This is a genomic window from Aquabacterium sp., from assembly GCF_050725395.1.
In the GTDB taxonomy this organism is placed as follows: Bacteria; Pseudomonadota; Gammaproteobacteria; order Burkholderiales; family Burkholderiaceae_C; genus Aquabacterium.
The window spans coordinates 92751-116029 of the sequence record NZ_JBOHHL010000009.1 but is presented as its reverse complement, the minus strand read 5'-3'; the positions used below and the strand labels follow the sequence as shown (position 1 = coordinate 116029).

Below are 23279 nucleotides of genomic sequence, written 5' to 3'. Positions count from 1 at the left end.
TCATGCTCTCAAAGTACCAAGGGTTTCTGTGTAGGACAACACCCCAAATGAGGGTCGGACCGGGTCAAAACCCCAGCAGATGTCCGAAATCACTTGCCGGCAATGCTGATCAACTCGACCTCGAACTGCAAAGTCGCGTTGGGCGGAATCACATCGCCGGCGCCGCGTTCACCGTAGGCAATGGACGAGGGGCAGGTCAGTTTGGCCTTGCCGCCCACCTTGATGCGCTGCACGCCCTCCGTCCAGCAAGGGATCACGCGGTTGAGCGGGAACTCGGTGGGTGCGTTGCGCTTGTAGGAGCTGTCGAACTCCTTGCCATCGGGGAAGGTGCCGCGGTAGTGGACCTTCACCACGTCGGTCGGGGCGGGGCTGGCGCCCGTGCCGTCCTTCAAGGACTGGTAGACCAGGCCGCTGGACGTGACCACGGCCCCCTTTTCCTTGGCGGCCTTGGCGAGGGCGGCGTCGGGCGCGGCACTGGCGGACGAGGCGGCGGACAAAGCCAGCATGGTGGCGGTCAGCAGGGAAGTGGTCAGGGCATTGAATCGCACAGCGGGGCTCCAGTCGAATCGTTGTAGTGACCAACATGATCGCTCATCCTGGTGTAGTGTTCCGTGCCTTGACAAATGGTTTCACATTCCGAGGAGACGCACGTGTTCAACGCCCTGGTGCTCGACAAGAACCCCGACTTCCAAGCCGCCGTGAAAGCGGTCGACGACGACTTTCTGCCCGCGGTGGCGCCAGGGCTGGGCGTCACGGTCGACATCGACCATTCGACGCTCAACTACAAGGACGCGCTGGCCATCACCAACACCTCGCCGGTGGTGCGCAGCTGGCCCATGGTCGCGGGCGTGGATGGCGCGGGCACCGTCATCGCCAGTGAACACCCACACTGGAAGGCGGGAGACAAGGTGGTGCTCAACGGCTTTGGCGTGGGCGAAACCCACAAAGGCTGCCTGGCCGGCAGGGCCCGCCTGAATGGCGATTGGCTGGTGCCCCTGCCCGAGGCCTTCACCACAAGGCAAGCCATGGCCATCGGCACGGCAGGCTACACGGCCATGTTGTGCGTGATGGCGCTCGAAAAACATGGCACCTTGACCGGGGGTGGCGAGGTGCTCGTGACCGGCGCCACCGGCGGTGTGGGCTCGGTGGCCGTGACCTTGCTGGCGCGGCTGGGTCACACCGTGGTGGCCGCCACCGGCAAGGCTTCCGAGGCCGACTACCTGTTGAGCCTGGGCGCCAACCGCGTGATCGACCGTGCCGAGTTGTCGGCCCCCGGCAAGCCTTTGCAAAAGGAACGCTGGGCCGCCGTGATCGACGCGGTGGGCAGCCACACCCTGGCCAATGCCTGCGCGCAGACCCACTATGGCGGTGCCGTGGCCGCGTGCGGACTGGCCCAAGGGTTCGACCTGCCGGCCACCGTGATGCCTTTCATCCTGCGCGGTGTGGCCTTGCTCGGCATCGACAGCGTGATGGCGCCACTGTCCCTGCGTCAAAGGGCCTGGGAACGCCTGGCGCAGGACCTGGACTTGCAATTGCTCGAACGCATCACCACCGAGGTGTCCTTGCAGGACGCGATCGAGGCCGCGACACGGCTTCGGGCCGGGCAGATCAGGGGCCGGCTGGTGGTGCGCACCCGGTCTTGAGCCGGGCTTGGCAGGCCCGTCAATAGAGGCCGGTCAGCAGGTACACGGCGATCACGACGAAGACGGCCAGGGTCTTGAGGCAGGTCACCGCGAAGATGTCGCGGTAGGACTCGCGGTGCGTCAGGCCCGTGACGGCCAGCAGGGTGATGACCGCGCCGTTGTGCGGCAGGGTGTCCATGCCACCGCTGGCCATCGAGGCCACGCGGTGAAGCACCTCCATCGGGATGCCCGCCGCCTGGGCATTCTGGATGAAGGTGTCGGCCATGGCCGCCAGCGCGATGCTCATGCCACCCGAGGCCGATCCCGTGATGCCCGCCAGCGTGGTCACGGTGATGGCTTCGTTGACCAGGGGATTGGGGATGGCGCGCAAGGCCGCCGTGACCGAGATGAAGCCAGGCAAGGCCGCGATGACCGCGCCAAAGCCGTACTCCGACGCGGTGTTCATCGCCGCCAGCAAGGCGCCCGACACCGCCGCCTTGCTGCCATCGGCGAAGCGGCCGACGACCGGCCTGAAGGCGAACAGCAACACGGTGGCGATGCCCACCAGCAAGGCCGCCCCCACCGCCCAGATGGCCACCACAGACGACACCTCGCCGCTCAACGCATGCTTGAGGCCCGGCAAGTCGACCGTGTAGGTCTGGCCGTACATGCCGGGGATGACATTGGTGAAAACCTTGTTGAGCACGGCCACCAACACCAGGGGCAGCACCGCGATCCAAGGCTTGGGCAGCGGGCCGGACGCCACCTTCGCGGGTTCATTGAGCGTGTGCTGACCATAACCTTCGCCCCGCTTGACCGCAGCGCGCCGGCGCGACTCCAGGTACAGCAAGCCCGTCACCAGGATGAAGATGGCCCCGATGACGCCCAGCCACGGCGCCGCCCAGGTGTTGGTGTGGAAGAACGTGGTGGGAATGATGTTCTGGATCTGCGGCGTGCCCGGCAGCGAGTCCATGGTGAAGCTGAAGGCCCCCAGGGCGATGGTGCCGGGGATCAGCCGCTTGGGGATGTCCAGTTGCCGGAACAGTTCGGCCGCGAAGGGGTAGACCGCGAACACCACCACGAACAGCGACACCCCGCCATACGTGAGGATGGCGCACACCAGCACGATGGACAGCATGGCACGGCTGCCGCCAACCAGCTTGATGACCGAGGACACGATGGCCGTGGAGAAGCCGGACAACTCGATCACCTTGCCGAACACCGCGCCCAGCATGAAGACCGGGAAGTACAGCTTGATGAACTGCACCATCTTGTCCATGAACAGACCGATGTAGACCGGTGCCACCAGCGAAGGTTCGGTGAGCAGCACGGCCAGCAAGGCGGCCACCGGCGCGAAGAGGATGACGCTGTGGCCCTTGTAGGCCACGAAAATGAGCAATCCCAATGCAAGCAGGATGATCAGGAAGTCCATGGCCGCGCCCCTCTCTCTTTTGGAATCGCGCCAGTAGACATCGCTGGAGACCAAGCTGCCGGCCAGGCCATGAATGACCGGACCCGGTGCAGGGCCGCGCTTGCTGGTAGCCTGAACGCCACCTCGGTGAAATGAACACAGGATGTCCCAATGATCTTGAACAAGGCGATCAGCAGTGCGCCAACCCCAGCTTCGGACAACGGCCTGCCCTACGACATCGTGGCGCTGGTGCTGCAAGGCGGCGGTGCCCTGGGCTCCTACCAGGCCGGGGTCTACGAAGGCCTGCACGAAGCCAACATCCACCCCAACTGGGTGGCGGGCATCTCCATCGGGGCCTTGAACGCCGCCATCATCGCGGGCAACCCGCCCGAGCTGCGCGTGCAGCGCATGAAAGAGTTCTGGGACACCATCTGCCAACCGGCGTACTTTCAGCCCACGGCCGACGCCTTGCAGACCTGGGTGGAACAACTGGGCGGGGAGGCGCGCAAGGCCTTCAATGGTTTCTCGGCGTGGCGTGCCATGGTCGAGGGTCAAAAGGGCTTCTTCGTGCCGCGTTCGATCCCCACCTGGCAATCGATGAGCACCACGCCCACCCAAGCCAGTTTCTACGACACCAAGGCCCTGAAGGCCACGCTGGAACGGTTGGTGGATTTCGACCGCATCAACGCGGGCGAGATCCGCGTGTCGGTGGGCGCGGTCAATGTGCGCACGGGCAATTTCGAGTTCTTCGAAAACACGGCCGGGCCCACGCAAGGCCGGATGCGGCCGGAGCACTTCATGGCCTCGGGCGCCTTGCCACCGGGTTTTCCGGCGGTCGAGATCGAAGGCGAGTTCTATTGGGATGGCGGCCTGGTGTCGAACACGCCGCTGGCGCAGATCCTGTCGGCCACGCCCCGCCAGAACACCATCGCCTTCCAGGTCGACCTGTGGAGTTCGGTCGGGCCGGCGCCCACCAACCTGTTCGACGTGCAGGAACGCGTGAAGGACATCCAGTATTCAAGCCGCACACGCACGATCACCGACATGATGGAGCGCGAGCAGAGCTACCGGCGCCTGCTGCGCGACCTGCTCAAGCACGTGCCCAAGTCCAGGCACGAGGACGACGCGCAGTGCAAGCTGGCGCACGAACTGGCGTGCAGCCGGCAGTACAACGTGATCCACCTGATCTACCGCGACAAGGAGTGGGATGGCCTGTCGAAGGATTACGAGTTCGGGCCGCTCACGATGCGCGACCACTGGACCAGCGGCCTGGACGACATCCGCCACACGCTGACGCACCGGGACTGGCTGGAACTCCCGCCCGAGGGCAAGGAGTTCGTCACGCACGACCTCAGGCGTTCAGAACCGCCTGCAAAGGCTGGCCGCTGATGGTTTCCTTGTCGAGCAGCAACCGGGTCAGCGCATCCAGGCGATGGCGGTGTTCGGTGAGCACCGCCTTGCATTCGGCCTGGGCCTGCTCCAGCAGCAAGCGCGCTTCGTCGAGCACGTTCTTCTGGATGTCGGGGCCGATGAGCTCCTTGGGCACCCCGGCCATGCTCAACAAGCCGAAAGTCTTGCCGAAGCCGTAGCTGCCGATCATGGACGTGGCCAGCTCGGAGGCACGCTTGAGGTCGTCGGCAGCCCCGGAGGACGTGTTGCCGAAGACCATCATCTCGGCTTCGCGGCCGGCCAGCAGCATGGCCAGGCGCGAACGCAGCTCCTGCTCGCCATACAAGGGCTCTTCGGTGTGGCGGGCCACGTAGGTCACGCCCAGTGCGCCACCGCGCGGTTCGATGCTGACCCGTTCGACGCTGCCGGCATCCAGCACATGAGCGACCAGGCCGTGGCCGCCTTCGTGCACGGCCAGGCGTTCCAGTGTCGCGGGGGTCAGCATGCCCTTGGCGGACGACACTTCGCCACCCAGCTGGAAGGTTTCGATCGAGCGGTAGAGCAGTTCGTCATTGACTTCAGGTTCGCCGCCTTCAGCCGCGTAAGACGCTGCGCGGTTCACGCAGTTGGCGATGTCGGCGGGCGACATGCCGGTGGCGGTGCGGGCCAGCGAGACCAAGTCGATCTGGGCGGCGGCCTTGACCTTGTCCAGGTAGAGCTTGAACAGGGCCTCCCGTTCGGTGGTCGTGGGCAGCTCGGTGCGCACGATCATGTCGAAGCGGCCAGGACGGCGCATGGCCTTGTCGATGTTGTCGACGTGGTTGGTGGCGCCGACGACGACGACGTTCTCGAGCGGCGAGAAGCCATCGAGTTCAACGAGGATGCGGTTGATGATCCGGTTCTGTTCCTGCTCGCCGGCACCGCTGGAGTCATTGCCCTTGGAGCGCTTGCCGATGCCATCGAACTCGTCGATGAACACGATGCAGGGCGCGTTCTTGCGGGCACGCTCGAACAGCTCCTTGACCTTGCCGATGCCGGCGCCAAAGAACATGGAGCTGAAATGCGAGCCGTCCACGCTGATGAAGTTGGCACCACATTCCTTGGCCAGCGCCCGGGCCAGCAGGGTCTTGCCGGTGCCCGGGGGACCATCGATCAGCACACCGCGGGGGGCATGGGCGCCCACGCGCACATACTCGACCGGGTCATTCATGAAGGCGACCACGCGGCGCAGGGCCCTCTTGGCCTCGTCGGCGCCGATCACGTCCTTGAATTCGGTGTCGGGGCGGTCGGCCAGCTTGGTGCCACCAAAGGGCAAGGCGCCGCCGCGCATCTGGTAGAACATCAGGCCACCGATCAGGAAGACCGGCAGCAGGGCCAAGACCACGCGGCCCACGCCTTCGATGTTCTCGTTGAACTTCTGGCTGGGCGTGCGGGGATCGATGTCGGTGCGGGTCAGCAGGAAGCCCTTGGCCAGGCTCAGCTCGCCCAGGCGGCCCAGCAGGTTGGTGCTGCAGCCGGGGCCGCAGTCGACCAGCCGGGTGCTGTGGTGCTGGCCGGCCTTGTCGGTGTAGAGCACCAGCGAGCCGCTGATGGCCACGGCCTTGACCTGCCCGGCGGACACGGCCTTTTCGAAAGCCGAGGCTTCCGTCGGGTGGTTCAGCCAGGCGTCGGGGTTGTTTTCGAAGGCCAGGGCGGTGCTGTCCTTGCGGGCCTGCGCTTCTTTGATCGCCGTGTCCTGCAAGTTGGAAATGCCGGCACAGGCGAGCACCAGCAACATCAACAATCCGGCACCGGCAAGCTTGCGGCGTTGGGAGGAGGACAGGACGATCTTGAACTTGGACATGGCGGGCCAGGGAAGAGAACAGACAGGGATACAACGCCCAGTTTGGCGCCACCGCCCTCCGAGCAAAGCCCCGAGTTGCACCAGCAAATGCCCTTTGATGCACGCTAGACGGCTTGCGCACACCATTTGCCAAGAAGGATCGTGCACTTTTGCCGCCCACCCACCTGAACATGCCGATGGCAGACCTGCAAGATGACCTCGTCGTGGCCCGCCCGCAGGGCCTTTACTGCCCTGCCGGTGACTTCTACATCGACCCCTGGCGCCCCGTGTCGCATGCGCTGATCACGCACGCGCATGGCGACCATGCCCGCGTGGGCCACACGCACTACCTGGCGGCGGAACCCGGGCGGCGCGTGCTGCTGGCCCGGCTGGGCGACATCCCGCTGGACACCCTGCCGTATGGCCAGGCCATCACGCACCGGGGCGTGAAGGTGTCCTTCCACCCGGCCGGCCATGTGCTGGGATCGGCCCAGGTGCGGCTGGAACATGGGGGCCGCGTCTGGGTGGCGTCGGGCGACTACAAGACCGGCCCGGACGCCACCTGCGCGCCCTTCGAGCCCGTGCGCTGCGACGTGTTCATCACCGAATCGACCTTTGGCTTGCCGGTGTTCAGATGGCAGCCGCAACAGCAGGTGTTCGACGACATCAACGCCTGGTGGCGTGGCAACGCGGCGCAAGGCAAAGCCTCGGTGCTGTACGCCTACTCCTTCGGCAAGGCGCAGCGCGTGCTGTCGGGCATCGACCCGTCCATCGGGCCCATCGTGGCCCATGGTGCGATGACATCGCTCAACGAGGCCTATCGTGCCTCGGGCGTGGCGCTGCCCGCCACCCGGCACGTGAGCGAGGTCACGCCCAGCGAACTGAAGACCGCGCTGGTGATGGCGCCGCCCTCGGCGCAAGGCAGCGCGTGGGTGAAGCGTTTCGGCGAACACAGCGATGCCTTTGCCTCGGGCTGGATGCAGTTGCGCGGCACACGGCGAAGGCGGGGGCTGGACCGGGGCTTCGTGCTGTCGGACCACGCCGACTGGCCCGGCTTGTTGGAAGCGGTTCGGGCCACGCAGGCGCCGCGCGTCATCGTCACCCATGGCTATGTGGACCCGCTCGTGCGCTACTTCAAGGAGCAAGGCCTGCAAGCCGGTGCCTTCAAGACCGAGTACGGCGACGAGACCGAGAGCCTCGATGCCGAACCGGCCAGCGCGGAGCCCGCCGCATGAAGCGCTTCGCCCGTCTTTACGAAGCCCTGGACAGCACCACGTCGACCTCGGCCAAGACCGCCGCCCTCACCGACTACTTCCGCCACGCACCACCCGAGGATGCCGCCTGGGCCTTGTACTTCCTGGCCGGCGGCAAGCCCCGCCAGACCGTGCCCACGGCCCTGGTCCGCACCGCCGCCCGCGAGCAAGCCGCCATCCCCGAATGGCTGTTCGACGAAAGCTATGACGTGGTGGGCGACCTGGCCGAGACGATCGCCCACGTGCTGCCGCCCGCCGAAGAAGAGGCCGACGTGCCCCTGCACCGCTGGATGGAGGAACGCCTGCTGTCGCTGCGCGGCCGAGAGCCGGCCTCGACCATCGCGGCGCTGCAAGGCTATTGGGCCGAGCTGGATCAACCCGGCCGCTTCCTGCTGACCAAGCTCATCGGCGGCAGCTTTCGGGTCGGCGTGGCGCGCAACCTGGTGCTGCGCGCCTTGGCCCAGGTGACCGGGCTGGATGCCAAGCACCTCGCCCAGCGCCTGATGGGCTACACCGACAAGCAGCACGTGCCCAATGCCGCGCGCTACCTCGCCTTGTCCGATCCGGAGTCGCCCGCGCAAGCCTCGGGCCAGCCTTACCCCTTCTTCCTGGCGCACCCGCTGCAGGCGCCGGTCGAGAGCCTCGGCCCCATCGCCGATTGGCTGGTCGAGTGGAAGTGGGACGGCATCCGCGCGCAATTCATCAAGCGCGGCCCGGAGACCTGGCTCTGGTCGCGCGGCGAGGACCTGCTCAACGGTCGCTTCCCGGAACTGGAATCACTGGCCGACGCCTTGCCCGACAACACCGTCATCGACGGCGAGATCGTCGTCTGGAAGGAAGGGCACGTGCAAGCCTTCGCCCTGCTGCAGAAACGCATTGGCCGCAAAACGCTGGGCAAGGCCATCCTGGCCGAAGCGCCCGTGGTCTTCCTGGCCTACGACCTGCTGGAACACCAGGGCGAGGACACGCGCGCCTGGCCACAATGGCGACGGCGTGAACAGCTCGACGCGCTGATCACCGCGCCCACCTTGCCCCAGACCGACCTGCCACTGGCAGGGCCGGTCGAGCCGCACATCCTGCCGGCCGCATCGGCGCCCTTGCAGCTCTCGCCTTTGGTCAACGCGCCCGATTGGGCCACCTTGTCGGTGATGCGCGAGGAGTCGCGCAGCCGTGGCGTGGAGGGCTTCATGCTCAAGCGCCGCGACAGCCTCTACGGCACCGGCCGCACCAAGGACGTCGGCCTGTGGTGGAAGTGGAAGGTGGACCCGTTCACCATCGACGCCGTGCTGATCTACGCGCAAAGCGGCCACGGCCGGCGCGCCAACCTGTACACCGACTACACCTTCGCGGTGTGGGATGAAGGCCGCCTGGTGCCCTTTGCCAAGGCCTACTCCGGCCTGACCGACGAAGAGATGCGGCAGGTAGACCAACGCATCCGCCAGACCACCATCGAGAAATTCGGCCCGGTGCGCAGCGTCACGCCCACGCTGGTGGTCGAACTGGGCTTCGAAGGCATCCAGGCTTCCAGCCGACACAAGAGCGGCCTGGCCGTGCGTTTTCCGCGCATGCTGCGGCTGCGCTGGGACAAGCCCGTGAGCGAGGCCGACACCCTGGCCAATCTGCGCGGGCTGATCCCCACGCCGGGCCGGTCAGCCGCATGAAGGCGGCCCAGGCCTGGCTGGCGGACAAAGGCTGGTCGCCCTTCCCTTTTCAGACGGCGGTGTGGCAAGCCATGGCCGCCGGCGAAAGCGGCCTGCTGCACGCCACCACTGGCGCGGGCAAGACCTACGCGGTGTGGCTGGGCGCCCTGCAAGCCCTGGCCGATGTGGGCCCCGCACCGGGCACGCGCGGCGCACCGCCCTTGAGCGTCTTGTGGATCACGCCCATGCGGGCCCTGGCCTCGGACACGTTCGCGGCCCTGCAAGCGCCCCTGCCCGCGTTGCTGCCAGCCTGGAGCATCGACCAGCGCACCGGCGACACCACCAGCGCCGCACGCGCACGCCAGGCCAAACGCTTGCCCACCGCCTTGGTCACCACCCCGGAAAGCCTCAGCCTGCTGCTGACCCAGCCCGACGCCGCAAGGCAACTGGGCAGTGTCCGGCTGGTCGTCGTCGATGAGTGGCACGAACTGATCGCCAACAAACGTGGCGTGCAAGTGCAGCTGGCTTTGGCGCGCTTGAAGCAATGGAACCCGCGCCTGATGGCATGGGGCCTGTCCGCGACCCTGGGCAACCTGGCCAATGCCCGCGACACGCTGACCGGGCCGACAGGCCGCATCGTGCAGGGCCAATTGCCCAAACCCCTGACCATCGACACACTGCTGCCCGACGAGGTGCAGCGCTTCCCCTGGGCTGGCCACCTGGGCCTGCGCATGGTGTCCCTGGTGGCCCGCGAGATCGACCTCAGCCGCAACAGCCTGGTCTTCACCAACACCCGATCGCAGGCCGAGCTCTGGTACCAGGCCCTGCTGGAAGCGCGTCCTGACTGGTCGGGCCTCATCGCTTTGCACCACGGATCGCTGGACCGTGGCGTGCGGGAGTGGGTCGAGGCGGGACTCAAGTCGGGCAGCCTGAAAGCCGTGGTGGCCACCTCCAGCCTGGACCTGGGCGTGGACTTCTCGCCGGTGGAACGCGTGCTGCAGATCGGTTCGGCCAAAGGCGTGGCGCGCCTGCTGCAACGCGCCGGCCGCTCGGGCCACTCGCCCGGCCAGCCATCGCGCATCACCCTGGTGCCCACGCACAGCATCGAATTGCTCGAAGCGGCCGCCGCGCGCCGGGCCGTGGCACAGGGTCACATCGAGGCCCGCGTGAGCCCTGACAAGCCCTTCGATGTGCTGGTCCAGCACGTGGTCACCGTGGCCCTGGGGGGTGGCTTCGACAGCCGCGCCCTGTTCGAGGAAGTGCGCACCGCTTACGCCTACCGCCATTTGAACTGGGACGAGTGGAACTGGGTGCTGGACTTCGCCGGCCGGGGCGGCGACGCCTTGAAGGCCTACCCCGACTACCGCCGCATCGAAGCCGGGGAAGACGGCCTGTACCGCGTGGTCAACGCCCAACTGGCGCGCCGCCACCGCCTGTCGGTCGGCACCATCGTCAGCGATGCGAACCTCAAGGTGTCCTACCTGCGCGGCCCCGTGCTGGGCACCGTGGAGGAAAGCTTCATCGCCCGCCTGCGCCCGCGCGACTGCTTCCTCTTCGCGGGCCGCCTGCTCGAACTCGTCAAGGTGCACGACATGACCGCCTATGTGCGCCTGGCCAAGGGCGTGCGCCCCGCCGTGCCGCGTTGGAACGGCGGCAAGATGCCCCTCTCATCGGAGCTGGCCAGCGCCATGCTGGAGGAACTGGCCCAGGTGGACGCGCAGCCCGATGGCCCGCACCCGCCTGAAATCACCGCCTTGATGCCCTTGCTGGACGTGCAACGGCGCTGGTCGGCCTTGCCCAAACCCGACACGGTACTGGTCGAAACCTTGAAGTCGCGCGAAGGCCACCACCTCTACATCTACCCCTTCGCCGGCCGCCAGGTCAACCTCGCATTGGCGGCGCTGTGGGCCTACCGCTTCGGCCAGATCGCCCCCCGCACGTTCTCGATGTCGTTCAATGACCACGGCATCGAGCTGCTGAGCCAGGAACCGGTCGATGCGCAGCTGCTGCCGACCTTGCTGGACACCGACCAGCTGTTGCACGACGTGCTCGGCAGCATGAACGCTTCGGAACTGGCACAGCGCCGCTTCCGTGAGATCGCCCGCGTGTCGGGCCTGGTGTTCCCAGGATTTCCTGGCGCGCCCAAGAGCAACCAGCAGATCCAGGCCTCCAGCAGCCTGTTCTTCGAGGTCTTCCGCAAGCACGACCCACGCAACTTGCTGCTCAGCCAGGCCGAACACGAGGTACTGCGGCAAGAGTACGAACTGGACCGCCTGGTCGCCGTGCTGACCCGCTTGCAAGCCCAGCATTGGGACATCCGAGCCCTGAAGCGCTGGACACCATTTTCGTTCCCGCTCATGGTCGAACGCCTGCGTGAGCGCCTGAGCACGCACAAGCTGCAAGACCGCCTGCAGCACCTGTTGGCGGAATTGAATGCCGCCAGCGAGACCTGAGTCCCCGCATCCATGACCACAACTGATTCGACCGACCACTGGCTGTCGTGGCCACCCGGCGCCCGGGAGGCCACCGTTCGCCTGGCCTTGATGCCCGAACGCGCGGCTTTCGAGCCCGAGACACGCACGCTCTTCGTCGCCGACGTGCACCTGGGCAAGGCCGCCGTGTTCCGCGCGCGGGGGCTGCCCGTGCCCCAAGGCACGACCACGCTCACGCTCGCCCGTTTGACCCAGGCCCTGGCGCGCAGCCAGGCACGGCACCTGGTCGTGCTGGGCGACTTCCTCCATGCGCGCGAAAGCCATGCACCCGCCACCCTGGCGGCCCTGGCGGCTTGGCGCCAACGCCACCCCGGGCTTTCATGCCTGGTGATCGAAGGCAACCACGATGCGCACGCCGGCCAGGTGCAGGCGTCCTACGGCATCCGGACCAGCACCGCCGCCCATGTGCAGGCTGGGCTGCGCGGTGTGCACCATCCTCCGGAAGACCACCATGCCGGGACGCCATCCGGCGCCTTGATCCTGGCCGGTCACGTCCACCCGGTGGTGTGCCTGCGAGGCCGCACCGACCACCTGCGCCTTCCGGCGTTCTGGCTGCGGCACGGGGTGCTGACCTTGCCCGCCTTTGGTGAGTTCACGGGCGGCTTCGAGGTCCGGCCATCGCAGCATCCAGACAGCCAATGCTTCGTCGTCGGCGAGCATTCGGTGACGGCACTGCCGGTGAGTCGCCGAATGTCCCTCTAGGGATTGTCCGGGTCGCGTTATATGCCATTAAGAAGATTCCCTCACCTCGAATGAGGGGGCCGATGCTCTGGATGCCGGACAAACGCGCGCCATCCCTCATGTCGACAGTTGCACGCGGTCCGTAAAGTTTGGACATCACCCTTTTGATATGCAAGCCAAAGGACACCCCCATGTCAGCCCCCCTCCGCCGTGGCCTGAGCGCGCTCGTGCTCTCAACGCTTTCATTGCTTACCACCACCCCGTTCAGCGCGCAGGCAGCAGCGCCGTCCTTCGTCGCTTTCGAAAGCGGCCAGGTGCGCCCCCTGGCCCAGTCGCCCGATGGCACCAAGCTGTTCGCGGTCAACACGCCCAACAACACGCTGGATGTCTTCACCATCACCAGCAGTGGCCTGCAGTTGTTCGCCCGCATCCCCGTGGGCCTGGAGCCCGTGGCCGTGGCCGCGCGCAGCGACAACGAAGTCTGGGTGGTCAACCACCTGTCGGACAGCGTCAGCATCGTCCGGCTCGACGGCGCGCCGCGCGTCGTGCAGACCCTGCTGGTGGGCGACGAGCCCCGCGACATCGTCTTCGCCGGCTCGCCCGCCCGGGCCTTCATCACCACGGCGCACCGGGGCCAGCAGCGCACCGACCCCTCGCTGAAGAACGTGCCCGGCTCCGGCGATCCGCAGCTGACCACCGAAGGCATCGGCCGCGCCGACGTGTGGGTGTTCAACCCCGCCAGTTCGGGCAGCTATGCCGTGGGCGGCGTGCCGCTGCGCATCATGAGCTTCTTCGCCGACACGCCACGCGCGCTGGCCGTCAGCCCCGACCGCAACACGGTCTACGTGGCCGCCTTCAAGTCCGGCAACGAGACCTCGTCCATCAACGAAGAACTGGTCTGTGACGGCTTCAAGGTCAACACGCCTTGCATCATCAAGTCCAAGCTGCTGCCCGGCGGCCGCCTGGGCCCCGAGACCAACGCCGAAGGCAAGCCGGCGCCCAAGACCGGCCTGCTGGTGAAATACAACCGCGCCAACAAGCGTTGGGAAGACGTGCTGGGCCGCAACTGGAACAACGCCGTCGAGTTCACCCTGCCCGACAAGGACGTGTTCGCCGTCGATGCCAACACGCTCACCGAGAAAGTCGCTTACCCGCACGTGGGCACCGTGCTGTTCAACATGGCCGTCAATCCGGTGTCGGGCACCTTGTACGTGTCGAACACCGAGTCGAACAACATGACCCGCTTCGAAGGCGCCGGCAAGCACGGCGGCTCGACCGTGCAAGGCAAGATCGCGCTGTCACGCGTGACGGTGGTCAACAATAACACCGTGGCCCCCAGGCACCTGAACAAGCACCTCGACTACAGCAAGCTCGTGACCGACCCCGGCTTCGACCGCACGGCCAAGAACCACAGCCTGGCCACGCCGCTGGACATGCAGGTCAGCAAGGACGGCCGCACCTTGTACGTGGCCGCCTTCGGCTCCAGCCGCATCGGCGTGTTCAACACCGCCGAACTCGAAGCCGACACCTTCAACCCACGCACCGCCAGCGCCAACTACATCACCGTCAGCGGTGGTGGCCCCAGCGGTGTGCTGCTGGATGAAAACCGCGGCCGCATGTACGTCATGACCCGCTTCGACAACGCCGTGAAGGTGGTGAACCTGGCCACGCGCACCGAAGTGGCGAAGGCCGTGCTGCCCAACCCCGAGTCGCCGCAGATCGTCGCGGGCCGCCCCTTCCTGTACGACGCCCAGCGCTCGTCGGCCAACGGCGAAGCCTCTTGCGCGGCCTGCCACACCTTCGGGGATGCGGATGACCTGGCCTGGGACCTGGGCGACCCGGATGGCGTGGTCACCAAGAGCCCCATCCCCGGCAAGTTCACCAGCGACTTGGCCTTCCCGATCGCGAAGATCGTCTTCGGCGTGCAGAACAAGATCAACGGCAGCGACGACCCGACCGACTTCCACCCGATGAAGGGACCCATGGTCACGCAGACGCTGCGCGGCATGATCAACTCGGGCGCCATGCACTGGCGCGGTGACCGCGCCGTGGGCGTCTTCGGCACTTCGGCCAAGGACGCGACCCTGTCGTTCAAGAATTTCGCGGTGGCCTTCTCGGGCCTGCTGGGCAACGACCGCGACATGACCGAAGCGGAAATGCAGGCTTTCGCCGACTTCCAGCTCGCCGTGCAGATGCCCCCCAACCCGATCCGCAACCTGGACAACTCGCTGACGGCGGCCCAGAAGCGCGGCTTCGACTTCTACTTCGGCGACCGCCCTTCGGACGGCTTCAAGATCACCCGCGCCGACGGCACCTCCATCACGCCCAACAACAACTGCAATGGCTGCCACACGGTGGACCCGGCCCGCGGCATGTACGGCACCGGTGGCGACCAGAGCTTCGAGGGCATCTCGCAAATCGTGAAGGTGCCGCAGCTGCGCAACATGTACGCCAAGGTCGGCCGCTTCGGTTCACCGTCCATTCCCTTCGCGACCGCGCCGGGCACAGGTTACCTGGGTGAGCAGGTTCGCGGCTATGGCTTCGTCCACGATGGCACATCCGACACGCTGGCGCACTTCTTCACGGTGCGCGTGTTCCAGCCCACCTTGAATTCGGGCTTCCCCATGCTCAACCCGGACGCCACCCGCCGCGATGTCTCGGACTTCATGCACGCCATGGACAGCGACCTGGCGCCCATCGTGGGCCAGCAGGTGACGCTGGCGTCCTACAACACCACGCAGGCCAACCCGCGCATCAACCTCTTGATCCAGCGCGCCAAGACGCCGTTCGTGTCCAAGGAGTTGGGCGGCAGCGTGACCGAGTGCGACCTGGTGGCCCAGGTGGTCGAAGCCGGCACGCGCCGTGGCTACCTGTACGACGTGGCAGGCTCGGCGTTCGTGGCCGCCGATGGCGCGCGCCGCAGCGATGCGGCCCTGCGCTCACTGGCCACGGCGGCCGGCCAGGAAGTGACCTACACCTGCACGCCGCCTGGCTCGGGCAAGCGCATCGCCTTCAACGGCTGATCGGCAGAGTGCAGGCCTGCTTGTTGAACCACTGTCTGCCAAAAGACAAACCCGCCAACCCGGCCAGCAACAGACAGTACGCCGATGGCTCGGGGAGCAAACCCATCGGCACATAGACACCATTCAGGAAAGTCATGGCAACGGTCCTTTGATCGAAGGTTGCGTGGATGTCCGTGTAAAGCTCGAGCCAAAGTCTCGACTCTCCGAATTCATCAAAGAAGTGAAAGAAGATATTGGGGACTGCTCCTTTGCTTCGCAGATGAAGTGACCCTTCAAGTCCCTGTGTGGAGGCCCACACAATCATGGAAGGCCCATTGACCGCCACGCCTTGAACCTCCTGCAAGATGTCGTCCTTGGTGTAGTCCTGGCCCGCGAACGTCAGCACAAAATCATGCATGGCCACATACCCCCGCGGGTCTTGGGCACGCACATCACCCTTGTCACTGTTGAAGTTCCAGCTGGCGAGGATGGGCCCACCAAGGGCCACCCCTGGGATCGCCGCCCCGCGCAACTCATCGATCGAGGCGGTGATCACCATCTTCTGCCATTGCTCGTTGACCGGCGGAGGCCGGTTCATCGCGCTTGCCCGAGCGCCGAGCATCAGAAGCGCGGAAGAGATCAGGACGTGGGGAATCGTGTTCATGAGATCTCCAGGCAATGGCAATGGCAATGGCAATGGCAATGGCAATGGCAATGGCGTCACTCTAGTCCTGTGCACCAGATCCGACAAGCTTGTTCTCGCCAAGCGGGCTCAGCCCACCCGCCACCAGGCGGGCAGCAGGCCACGCACCTCGGGACGGCCAAAGCGGTCGTCCATGAGGTGCACCACGCCCCTGTCGGTGGGCGTGCGGATCACGCGGCCGGCCGCCTGCACCACCTTCTGCAAGCCAGGGTACAGGTAGGTGTAGGCGTAGCCATCGCCAAAAATGTCGTGCATGCGCTGGCGGATCTGTTCGTTGACTTCGTTGACCTGGGGCAAGCCCAGGGTCGCGATGAAGGCCCCGATCAGGCGTTCGCCGACCAGGTCGATGCCTTCGGCGAACGAGCCACCCAGCACCGCGAAGCCCACGCCCTGCCCACCTTCGGTGAAGCGCGCCAGGAACTGCGCCTGCTCGCCTTCGCTCATGCGGCGCGACTGCTTCCAGGTGGCGACCTGGGGCATGCGTTCGGCCCACAGGCGCGCCACCTCGTCCAGGTAATCGAAACTGCTGAAAAAGGCCAGGTAGTTGCCGGCTTGCTGGGCGTACTGCCGCGCCATCACGTCCACCACCTTGGGCAAGGAGGCCTGGCGATGCTGGTAGCGCGTCGAGATCCTGGAGGCCACCTGCACCGACAACTGCGCCGGGTCGAACGGCGACGCCACCTCGACCCAGGCGGTGTCGACGGGCAAGCCCAACAGGTCGCCATAGAACTGCCGGGGCTGCAGGGTGGCCGAGAACAGGGTGACCGAATGCGCCGTGGCGAAACGTGGACGCAGGAAATTGGCGGGCACGACGTTGCGCAGGCACAAGGTGGACTGCTTGCCGAACTGGCTGATGTCGAACAGCGAATGCTCGCCGAAGGATTCGCTCAGGCGGGTGAAGTGCAAGGCTTCAAAATAGAAGTCCTGCAGGGCGCCATCGACCACGGTCGGGTGCTCGACGAGGTGCTCGGTGATGGCGTGCGTGGCCTGTTGCAGCGCGAAGGTGAAGCCCTCGGGCACCTCGGGGCGCACTTGGTAGTCGCCGGGCTGCTGCTTGTTCAGTGCGTTCCAGCTTTTGTGCAGGCGGTCGAGCGACTTCTTCAAGGCCACCGGGGCCGACCTTCGGGCCGCGCCCAGGCTGGCCTGGCTCAGTTCGGCCGTGTACATCTTGCGGGCGCGCTCGACCAGGTTGTGCGCCTCGTCGACCAGCACGCTGACCTTCCAGGGCTGGCCCACGGTCATGCCGTGCAACATGGCGCTCAGGTCGAAGTAGTAGTTGTAGTCACCCACCACCGCATCCGCCCAGCGCACCATTTCCTGTCCCAGGTAATAAGGGCAGACCTGGTGTGCCAGGGCCACGGCGCGCAGCGTGGCCTTGTCGAGGGTGCCGGCCCGCACCGCCGCCTTGCGGGCAGGCGGCAGGCGGTCGTAAAAGCCTTCGGCCAAAGGGCACGATGAACCGTGACAGGCCTTGTCCGGGTGTTCACAGGCCTTGTCCTTGGCCACCAGTTCAATCACACGCAAGGGCAAGGCTGGTGCGCTTTGCTGGATCAGATCGAGCGCCTTCAAGGCCACGCCGCGCCCGGAAGTCTTGGCCGCCAGGAAAAAGACCTTGTCCAACTTTTGCGCGGGGCAGGCCTTGAGCAGCGGAAAGATCGTGCCGATGGTCTTGCCGATGCCCGTGGGGGCTTGCACCATCAGGCACCGGCCAGCGCTGTTGGCCTTGTAGACCGACTCGGCCAGGTCCCGTTGGCCAGGACGAAAATCGGCATGGGGGAACGGCAGGGCCGTGAGCGCCCAGTCGCGCGCGGCGCGGTGCGCCAGTTCTTGGTCGGCCCAGGCCAGGAAGCGTTCGCACTGGACCTCGAAATGGGCTTGGAGTTGCACGGCGGTGCAGCGCTGGCGCAGCACGGTCTCATCGTTGGACCCGATGTCCAGGTAGACCAGGGCGAGTTCAAGTTCGTCCAGGCCCCGCGCCTGGCACAAGAGCCAGCCGTACACCATCACCTGCGCCCAGTGCAAATGGCGGTGGTTGTCGGGCTGGCGGTCCAGGCTGCCACGGAAGGTCTTGATCTCTTCCAGGCGGTTGAGCCGCGGGTCGTAGCCATCGGCCCGCCCGCGCACCTGCAGGTGCTGGTGCTCACCGCTCAGCGTGATCTCGGTCTCGTAGCCTGCGCCTCGGCGCGAGGCCACCAACAGGTGACCCGCCATGCCCTCTTGCGCGGTGGGCGACGGCGTGAAGCGCAGGTCCAGGTCCCCCTGCTTGGCGGTGAACTCGCACAGCGCCCGGACCGCCACCGTGTAGGTCTTTTTCAGCAAGGGCCAACCACTTCGCCCAGGCTGGCCTGCAGGGGTTCGTCGCCCAGATCGTCCTGGTGCATCGGCGTGGCCTTGGCCAGCGACAGCCACACCGCGAAAGGCAGCTCGCAGGCCACGTGGCGCGCTGGCCGGGCGATTTCAAACTCGCCGCCATCGATGTCGCCATGCAGCAGCCACACGCCGAACTCGGGCGGGATCTCTTCGGGTTGGGCCACGCCAGCCGGGAACACGTAGTAGCACTCGCAACACAGCCATTGGTAGGACTGACGCTTGGCCTCGTGGCGCAGGTCGGACAGCAGATCGGCCCGGCTGGCCTTGACCTCGTGGACGATGGGTTGCAGGTAGGCCTGCACAGAGGTGTTGCGCACCGAGAAGACATCGGGCCGGGCCATGCGCCAGGCAGCCTTGCTTTCCAGCGCGGCTTCATCCAGGGGCCAGAAAGCCGTGTTGGTGACGGCGCATTCGCGCGCGGTGTTGTTGGTGTGGTCGTCGCTGTCCACCCGGGCACGCAAGGACAGTTCACGCCACACGACGCGACCCGCCGCCATCAACTGCGTGGCCACGCGTTCGGCCAGGCGGTCGTGGGCGCTCAGGGCCCGCCGGTTTTGCTGGCGCGACAGGGCGAGCAATTGCACGCCCGCATCGGTCAGGCAGAGGGTTTCATGGCCCTGGTTGGACACGCGCAAGGACACCAGGCCGGCGGCCAGGAGGTCGATTTCAAGGGCGTCACGGCATGGCCAGCCGGCGGAGCGCCAGATGTGCATGAGGCGGGTGCGGTGCGCGCGCAGGATCGCCACGGAAGGAGGATTCGCAGACATCCCATGACTGTATACTCATACAGTCATTTGGACAACATCGGCCAGCGATCAGACGCTAGCGCCGCCCCCGTCCCGACAAGTCTCCCTGCACGGGCATGCCTTCCTCATCGATGGAATGCATCTCCTTGTGCGGCCCCGCCTGCTTGGCCCGCTCGGCCAGCCGCGCGTAAAACAGCGCCACCTCGCGAAGGTCCTGCTCGTCCAGGTCCTCGATCCCGATCATCCGGTTGCTGGCCTGGCGGTTGGCCGCCAGCAACTCGTTCAGCTTCAGGTGAACGGCCACGCTGTCCTTGTTCTGGCTTTGCTGGATCAGGAACACCATCAGGAAGGTGACGATGGTCGTGCCGGTGTTGATGACCAGCTGCCAGTTCTCCGAGAAATGGAAGAGCACACCGGAAAGCGCCCACACCAGCACGGTCACCAAGGCCAGCGAGAACACGATGGGCGAGCCCGCCCACCTCGTCACCTTGGCGGCAAACTGGTCGAAGGCCGTCAGAAAAACCGACCGGTGCGCGTACAAGGCACTGGTGGTGCTGGGCATGGCGCCCAGTGCGTCGCTTCGGCTGCCTGCCTGAATCTGCTGCGCTTGTTTCATGCTCATGCATCACCTTTCCATCAGACCAAAGGGGGATCGCTGTCGCGCGGCGTGTAGCGGTGCTTCTCGATGGCATCGATGAAATCCTGGATCACCGGTCCCACCTGGCTGGGCTGAACCTTGATCAGGGCGTCGTCCTTGGCGCCCGAAGGCAAGGTGGCCGGGATGCCCGCCTTGTCCAGCAATTGCTCGGACAAGCCCAAGGCCAGGATCGGTTTGCAATGGCGGTACTGGTCCTTGATGAATTCCATCGTGTGGCCGTCCTTGGCCAAGGCGTCCACCGCTTCCTGGCCACACGGCAGGATCAAGGCATCGAACAGCACGGCCGGCGTGTTCTCCATCGAGGCATCCACTTCCAGCACATCACCGCCATGGGTGGTGACCTTGCCCAGGCGCACCCCCACGAGCTGGGGCACCGCGCCCAGCTTCACCAAGGCCTCCTGGACCTTGGCCACGGATTCGCCCTCCATGCCGTTGGCCGCCAGCACCGCCACCTTGCGGGTGCGGATGCCGATCTCGCCTGGCAGGTGGGTCAACGACAAGGCGGGAGAAGCGCTCACCTCGGGCTTGGGCGCCTTGTCCAGGGCCTTGGGCAAAGGCGCCGGCAAATCAATGCCCAGGCCTTCCGCCACGGCGCTGGCCAGCTCATCGGAGACATGGCGCAGCGAAGCCACCATGCGCTCGCGGATGGCAGGCACCGTGAGCTTGCTCAGCTCGAAGCGGAAGGCGCCGATGATGTGGGCCTTCTCGACCTCGGTCTGGCTGTTGAAGAACAGCGTGGCCTGGTTGTAATGCTCGGCGAACTTCTCCGGCTTGCCCCGCACCTTGTCGTCCTGGATGGGCTGAGGAAAGGACACGAAGCCCTTGGCGCCCGCCTGGAAGGGGCACCCGCCACCCAGCGAGTTCGGCTCGTAGGCCACGCGGCCACGTGGGATGGCCTGGCGGTGCAGTCCATCCCGCTGGTTGTTGTGCACGGGGGCGATGGGCGAATTGATGGGGATCTCGTGGAAGTTGGGCCCACCCAGGCGGCTGATCTGCGTGTCCACGTAGGAGTGGATGCGGCCGGCCAGCAAAGGGTCGTTGCTGAAGTCGATGCCCGGTACCACGTGCGCCACGCAAAAGGCCACCTGCTCGGTCTCGGCGAAAAAGTTGTCGGGGTTGCGGTTCAGCACCATGCGCCCCACTGGCGTCACGGGCACCAGTTCTTCGGGGATCAGCTTGGTGGCGTCCAGCACGTCGAAGCTGAAGCCTTCCGCCTGCTCCTCGGTGAAGAGCTGCAAGCCCAGTTCCCACTCGGGGTAGTCGCCCGCTTCGATGGCTTCCCACAGGTCACGCCGGTGAAAGTCGGCATCGGCGCCGGCGATCTTCACGGCTTCGTCCCACACCAGCGAATGGGTGCCTTGCAAAGGCTTCCAGTGGAACTTCACGAAGGTGGATTCGCCCTTGGCGTTGATGAGCCGGTAGGTGTGCACGCCGAAGCCCTGCATCATGCGGTAGCTCCGGGGAATGGCACGGTCGGACATCGCCCACATGAGCATGTGGGTGGACTCGGGCATCAGCGAGACGAAGTCCCAGAAGGTGTCATGGGCCGAGGCTGCCTGGGGCATGCCGTGGTGCGGTTCGGGCTTGACCGCGTGGACCAAGTCGGGGAACTTCATCGCATCCTGGATGAAGAAGACCGGGATGTTGTTACCCACCAGGTCCCAGTTGCCCTCGTCGGTGTAGAACTTGACGGCAAAGCCGCGCACATCGCGGGCCGTGTCCACCGAACCCCGCTCGCCCGCCACGGTGGAGAAGCGCACGAACACAGGCGTGACCTTGCCCGCTTCCTGGAAAGGCGCCGCGCGGGTGACCTTGTCCAAAGGCTTGTAGGCCTCGAAGAAGCCATGGGCGGCCGAACCACGCGCATGCACGATGCGCTCGGGGATGCGCTCGTGGTCGAAGTGCGTGATCTTCTCGCGCAGGATGAAGTCTTCCAGCAAGGTAGGACCACGCAGGCCGGCCTTGAGCGAGTTCTGGTTGTCGCCGATGGGCACGCCCTGGTTGGTGGTCAGCACCTGGCCGCCGGAATCAACGCGGACCCGGTCCAGCGAGCCGATGGTGGCGTTGGTGCCCACTGGGGCACCCGCCCCCGTTTTGGCCGACGCATTGGATTCGCTGAGCGTGCTGCCGGTGGTCTGGTCCGAGGCGGGCTGCGCGGTTGCGCCTTGAGGCGGATTCACCGCATTCGCGTGGCCATGCTCGGCGGCCTTGTTGGCGTTGTGAGGCATGGCCGCGGCCAGGTCGTTGACTTCGGCGGCGTGCTGGATGGCCGCCGGCTTTCCCGCCGCGTTTTTTGAAGGAGGCAACCGGGATGGTGCACTGGCTGTCTTGGGAGCGGCGGGTTTTTTCATGGGGCTCGTTGTTCCTGGTCGGAAAGTGCCTGATGTGGCACATGTGCCCTCTCAAGGCAATTGGCGATCCCGGTGCCATGGGAATGCCAAATGCTCCATGGGCGTGTCTTTCATTTGCCCTCTTTCCATGTGCGCTCTTCCCAACGACAGCTTGTTCACGATGCTCTCGCCCGATGACCTCCAATGGCCTGCGATGGCCGTGACCCTTGCCGCCGGTTGGCTGGTGGCTTCCAGCTCTCAAGCGAAGCGAGGCTGGGGCTTCTGGCTTTTCTTGCTGAGCAATGTGATGTGGATCATCTGGGGCATCCAGGCAGGCGCCTATGCCGTCATTGCCCTGCAAATTGGCCTGTGCTTCATGAACATCCGGGGCGCCAGCCGCAACCGGTTGGAGTGATGCCGCCTCTGGCATCCTTTTCGGAAAAAGTTACCCGATTCACCACGTGGCGCAGAATTGCCGATCGAAGGACCGGCGCGTATCCTGTTCTCTGCGCCTGGACCGCGGGAATGGCAGTTGCCCTTCTCCAGGACACCTTTCTCATCACCAAGGAATCAACATGATCACCCACCGTGAGAAATCAGTCGACGCCGACGTGCTCGGCCCCGCTTACTCCTTCAACCAACCTTCCCCGCCCCAGGCCGGCGCACCTGAACTGGTCCAGACCTTGAGGCAAAGCTGGGATGCCGCCGCGACCGTGTGGGCCCAGTCCATGCAAACGGCCTTGCGCGCGCCCTTCAGCTTTGGCCCGCTGATGTGGGGCGGCCTGGACCGCACCGCGCTCAACCCCACCGGCCAATGGCGGCCTGATTTCGGCGTGACGCGCCAGGGCAACTCAGTCAAGGTTTCAGCGATGCTGCCAGGGGCCACCCAGGACGATGTCGAAGTCGAGATCCTCAATGGGAAACTGGTGATTTCAGGCGAGTGCAATTTCTCGGAACACGACGGCTCGTCGGACCACTTTTCGGAATCCATCGACTTGATGAATGCCGTGGATTCGCACAGCGTCGAGGCCCGCATCGATGAGGAAGGCTTCCTGGAAATCTCCTTGAAGCTTCACGACCCTTCCGGCCAACTCGAACGCTCAAGCGGCCAAAGCACCGAGCATTGAACGCAGGAATGGGGGCAACGCCCCCATTCCTTC

The 23279-nt window shown here is 65.7% G+C and carries 17 protein-coding genes; 9 read left to right on the top strand and 8 right to left on the bottom strand.

Annotated elements, in window-relative coordinates:
• Positions 1-89 precede the first annotated feature (89 nt).
• Positions 90-506 (bottom strand): FKBP-type peptidyl-prolyl cis-trans isomerase, encoded by a 417-nt coding sequence (locus tag ACREB4_RS08325; RefSeq protein WP_431587778.1) that lies wholly within the window; start codon positions 504-506, stop codon positions 90-92.
• A gap of 144 nt (positions 507-650) precedes the next feature.
• Between ACREB4_RS08325 and ACREB4_RS08320 the strand changes: the two genes are divergently transcribed.
• Positions 651-1643, top strand: coding sequence for an MDR family oxidoreductase (locus tag ACREB4_RS08320; RefSeq protein ID WP_431587749.1), 993 nt, complete (start codon positions 651-653; stop codon positions 1641-1643).
• A gap of 19 nt (positions 1644-1662) precedes the next feature.
• Here ACREB4_RS08320 and ACREB4_RS08315 read toward each other — a convergent pair whose 3' ends face one another.
• Positions 1663-3054, bottom strand: coding sequence for a GntP family permease (locus ACREB4_RS08315; RefSeq protein WP_431587748.1), 1392 nt, complete (start codon positions 3052-3054; stop codon positions 1663-1665).
• A 150-nt stretch (positions 3055-3204) separates the two neighbouring features.
• On the opposite strand from ACREB4_RS08315, the gene ACREB4_RS08310 reads away from it, so the two are divergent.
• A complete protein-coding gene (locus ACREB4_RS08310) occupies positions 3205-4422 on the top strand; it encodes a DUF3734 domain-containing protein (protein ID WP_431587747.1) in 1218 nt (405 codons plus the stop codon).
• Here ACREB4_RS08310 and ACREB4_RS08305 read toward each other — a convergent pair.
• Positions 4385-6265 (bottom strand): AAA family ATPase, encoded by a 1881-nt coding sequence (locus ACREB4_RS08305; RefSeq protein ID WP_431587746.1) that lies wholly within the window; start codon positions 6263-6265, stop codon positions 4385-4387. The two genes, ACREB4_RS08310 and ACREB4_RS08305, sit on opposite strands and share 38 nt — an antisense overlap.
• Positions 6266-6441: 176 nt before the next feature.
• Here ACREB4_RS08305 and ACREB4_RS08300 point away from each other — a divergent pair, with 176 nt between their 5' ends.
• The 5 genes from ACREB4_RS08300 to ACREB4_RS08280 all read left to right on the top strand — a co-directional run bounded on the left by ACREB4_RS08300 (position 6442) and on the right by ACREB4_RS08280 (position 15333).
• The gene (locus ACREB4_RS08300) at positions 6442-7479 is read left to right on the top strand and encodes a ligase-associated DNA damage response exonuclease (protein WP_431587745.1); all 1038 of its coding nucleotides are present in this window, start codon (positions 6442-6444) and stop codon (positions 7477-7479) included.
• Positions 7476-9158: an ATP-dependent DNA ligase gene (locus tag ACREB4_RS08295; RefSeq protein WP_431587744.1), complete on the top strand. Its 1683-nt coding sequence runs from the start codon at positions 7476-7478 to the stop codon at positions 9156-9158. Before ACREB4_RS08300 ends, ACREB4_RS08295 begins: the two co-directional genes overlap by 4 nt.
• Entirely contained in the window at positions 9155-11590 is a 2436-nt protein-coding gene (locus tag ACREB4_RS08290) for a ligase-associated DNA damage response DEXH box helicase (protein ID WP_431587743.1), read from the top strand. The genes ACREB4_RS08295 and ACREB4_RS08290 overlap by 4 nt, the downstream gene beginning before the upstream one ends.
• A gap of 12 nt (positions 11591-11602) precedes the next feature.
• Positions 11603-12331 (top strand): ligase-associated DNA damage response endonuclease PdeM, encoded by a 729-nt coding sequence (pdeM, locus tag ACREB4_RS08285; protein WP_431587742.1) that lies wholly within the window; start codon positions 11603-11605, stop codon positions 12329-12331.
• 170 nt (positions 12332-12501) lie between these two features.
• Complete coding sequence (locus tag ACREB4_RS08280; RefSeq protein WP_431587741.1) at positions 12502-15333, top strand: YncE family protein; 2832 nt, start codon at positions 12502-12504, stop codon at positions 15331-15333.
• On the opposite strand, the gene ACREB4_RS08275 is transcribed toward ACREB4_RS08280, so the two are convergent.
• The 5 genes from ACREB4_RS08275 to ACREB4_RS08255 all read right to left on the bottom strand — a co-directional run bounded on the left by ACREB4_RS08275 (position 15323) and on the right by ACREB4_RS08255 (position 22140).
• Entirely contained in the window at positions 15323-15976 is a 654-nt protein-coding gene (locus tag ACREB4_RS08275; RefSeq protein ID WP_431587740.1) for a hypothetical protein, read from the bottom strand. The genes ACREB4_RS08280 and ACREB4_RS08275 overlap by 11 nt on opposite strands.
• A 108-nt stretch (positions 15977-16084) precedes the next feature.
• Positions 16085-18334, bottom strand: coding sequence for an ATP-dependent DNA helicase (locus ACREB4_RS08270; RefSeq protein ID WP_431587739.1), 2250 nt, complete (start codon positions 18332-18334; stop codon positions 16085-16087).
• The gene (locus ACREB4_RS08265) at positions 18328-19152 is read right to left on the bottom strand and encodes a hypothetical protein (RefSeq protein ID WP_431587738.1); all 825 of its coding nucleotides are present in this window, start codon (positions 19150-19152) and stop codon (positions 18328-18330) included. The genes ACREB4_RS08270 and ACREB4_RS08265 overlap by 7 nt, the downstream gene beginning before the upstream one ends.
• A gap of 55 nt (positions 19153-19207) precedes the next feature.
• A complete protein-coding gene (locus tag ACREB4_RS08260; protein WP_431587737.1) occupies positions 19208-19753 on the bottom strand; it encodes a low affinity iron permease family protein in 546 nt (181 codons plus the stop codon).
• Positions 19754-19767: 14 nt separating this feature from the next.
• Positions 19768-22140 (bottom strand): catalase, encoded by a 2373-nt coding sequence (locus ACREB4_RS08255; protein WP_431587736.1) that lies wholly within the window; start codon positions 22138-22140, stop codon positions 19768-19770.
• Positions 22141-22267: 127 nt separating this feature from the next.
• Between ACREB4_RS08255 and ACREB4_RS08250 the strand changes: the two genes are divergently transcribed.
• Together ACREB4_RS08250 and ACREB4_RS08245 are read left to right on the top strand one after the other, a co-directional pair.
• Entirely contained in the window at positions 22268-22534 is a 267-nt protein-coding gene (locus tag ACREB4_RS08250) for a hypothetical protein (RefSeq protein WP_431587735.1), read from the top strand.
• A 160-nt stretch (positions 22535-22694) separates the two neighbouring features.
• Positions 22695-23246, top strand: a complete 552-nt coding sequence (locus ACREB4_RS08245; RefSeq protein WP_431587734.1) for an Hsp20/alpha crystallin family protein — start codon at positions 22695-22697, stop codon at positions 23244-23246.
• Positions 23247-23279 lie beyond the last annotated feature (33 nt).

What these genes read in the sequence shown, in the direction of transcription:
- ACREB4_RS08295 (WP_431587744.1), top strand. Translation starts at nt 7,476, where the DNA reads ATGAAGCGCTTCGCCCGTCTTTACGAAGCCCTGGACAGCACCACGTCG.
- ACREB4_RS08280 (WP_431587741.1), top strand. Translation starts at nt 12,502, where the DNA reads ATGTCAGCCCCCCTCCGCCGTGGCCTGAGCGCGCTCGTGCTCTCAACG.
- ACREB4_RS08265 (WP_431587738.1), bottom strand. Translation starts at nt 19,152, where the DNA reads ATGTCTGCGAATCCTCCTTCCGTGGCGATCCTGCGCGCGCACCGCACC.
- ACREB4_RS08305 (WP_431587746.1), bottom strand. Translation starts at nt 6,265, where the DNA reads ATGTCCAAGTTCAAGATCGTCCTGTCCTCCTCCCAACGCCGCAAGCTT.
- ACREB4_RS08245 (WP_431587734.1), top strand. Translation starts at nt 22,695, where the DNA reads ATGATCACCCACCGTGAGAAATCAGTCGACGCCGACGTGCTCGGCCCC.
- ACREB4_RS08310 (WP_431587747.1), top strand. Translation starts at nt 3,205, where the DNA reads ATGATCTTGAACAAGGCGATCAGCAGTGCGCCAACCCCAGCTTCGGAC.
- ACREB4_RS08260 (WP_431587737.1), bottom strand. Translation starts at nt 19,753, where the DNA reads ATGAGCATGAAACAAGCGCAGCAGATTCAGGCAGGCAGCCGAAGCGAC.
- ACREB4_RS08290 (WP_431587743.1), top strand. Translation starts at nt 9,155, where the DNA reads ATGAAGGCGGCCCAGGCCTGGCTGGCGGACAAAGGCTGGTCGCCCTTC.
- ACREB4_RS08315 (WP_431587748.1), bottom strand. Translation starts at nt 3,054, where the DNA reads ATGGACTTCCTGATCATCCTGCTTGCATTGGGATTGCTCATTTTCGTG.
- ACREB4_RS08275 (WP_431587740.1), bottom strand. Translation starts at nt 15,976, where the DNA reads ATGAACACGATTCCCCACGTCCTGATCTCTTCCGCGCTTCTGATGCTC.
- pdeM (WP_431587742.1), top strand. Translation starts at nt 11,603, where the DNA reads ATGACCACAACTGATTCGACCGACCACTGGCTGTCGTGGCCACCCGGC.
- ACREB4_RS08300 (WP_431587745.1), top strand. Translation starts at nt 6,442, where the DNA reads ATGGCAGACCTGCAAGATGACCTCGTCGTGGCCCGCCCGCAGGGCCTT.
- ACREB4_RS08250 (WP_431587735.1), top strand. Translation starts at nt 22,268, where the DNA reads ATGTGCGCTCTTCCCAACGACAGCTTGTTCACGATGCTCTCGCCCGAT.
- ACREB4_RS08325 (WP_431587778.1), bottom strand. Translation starts at nt 506, where the DNA reads ATGCTGGCTTTGTCCGCCGCCTCGTCCGCCAGTGCCGCGCCCGACGCC.
- ACREB4_RS08255 (WP_431587736.1), bottom strand. Translation starts at nt 22,140, where the DNA reads ATGAAAAAACCCGCCGCTCCCAAGACAGCCAGTGCACCATCCCGGTTG.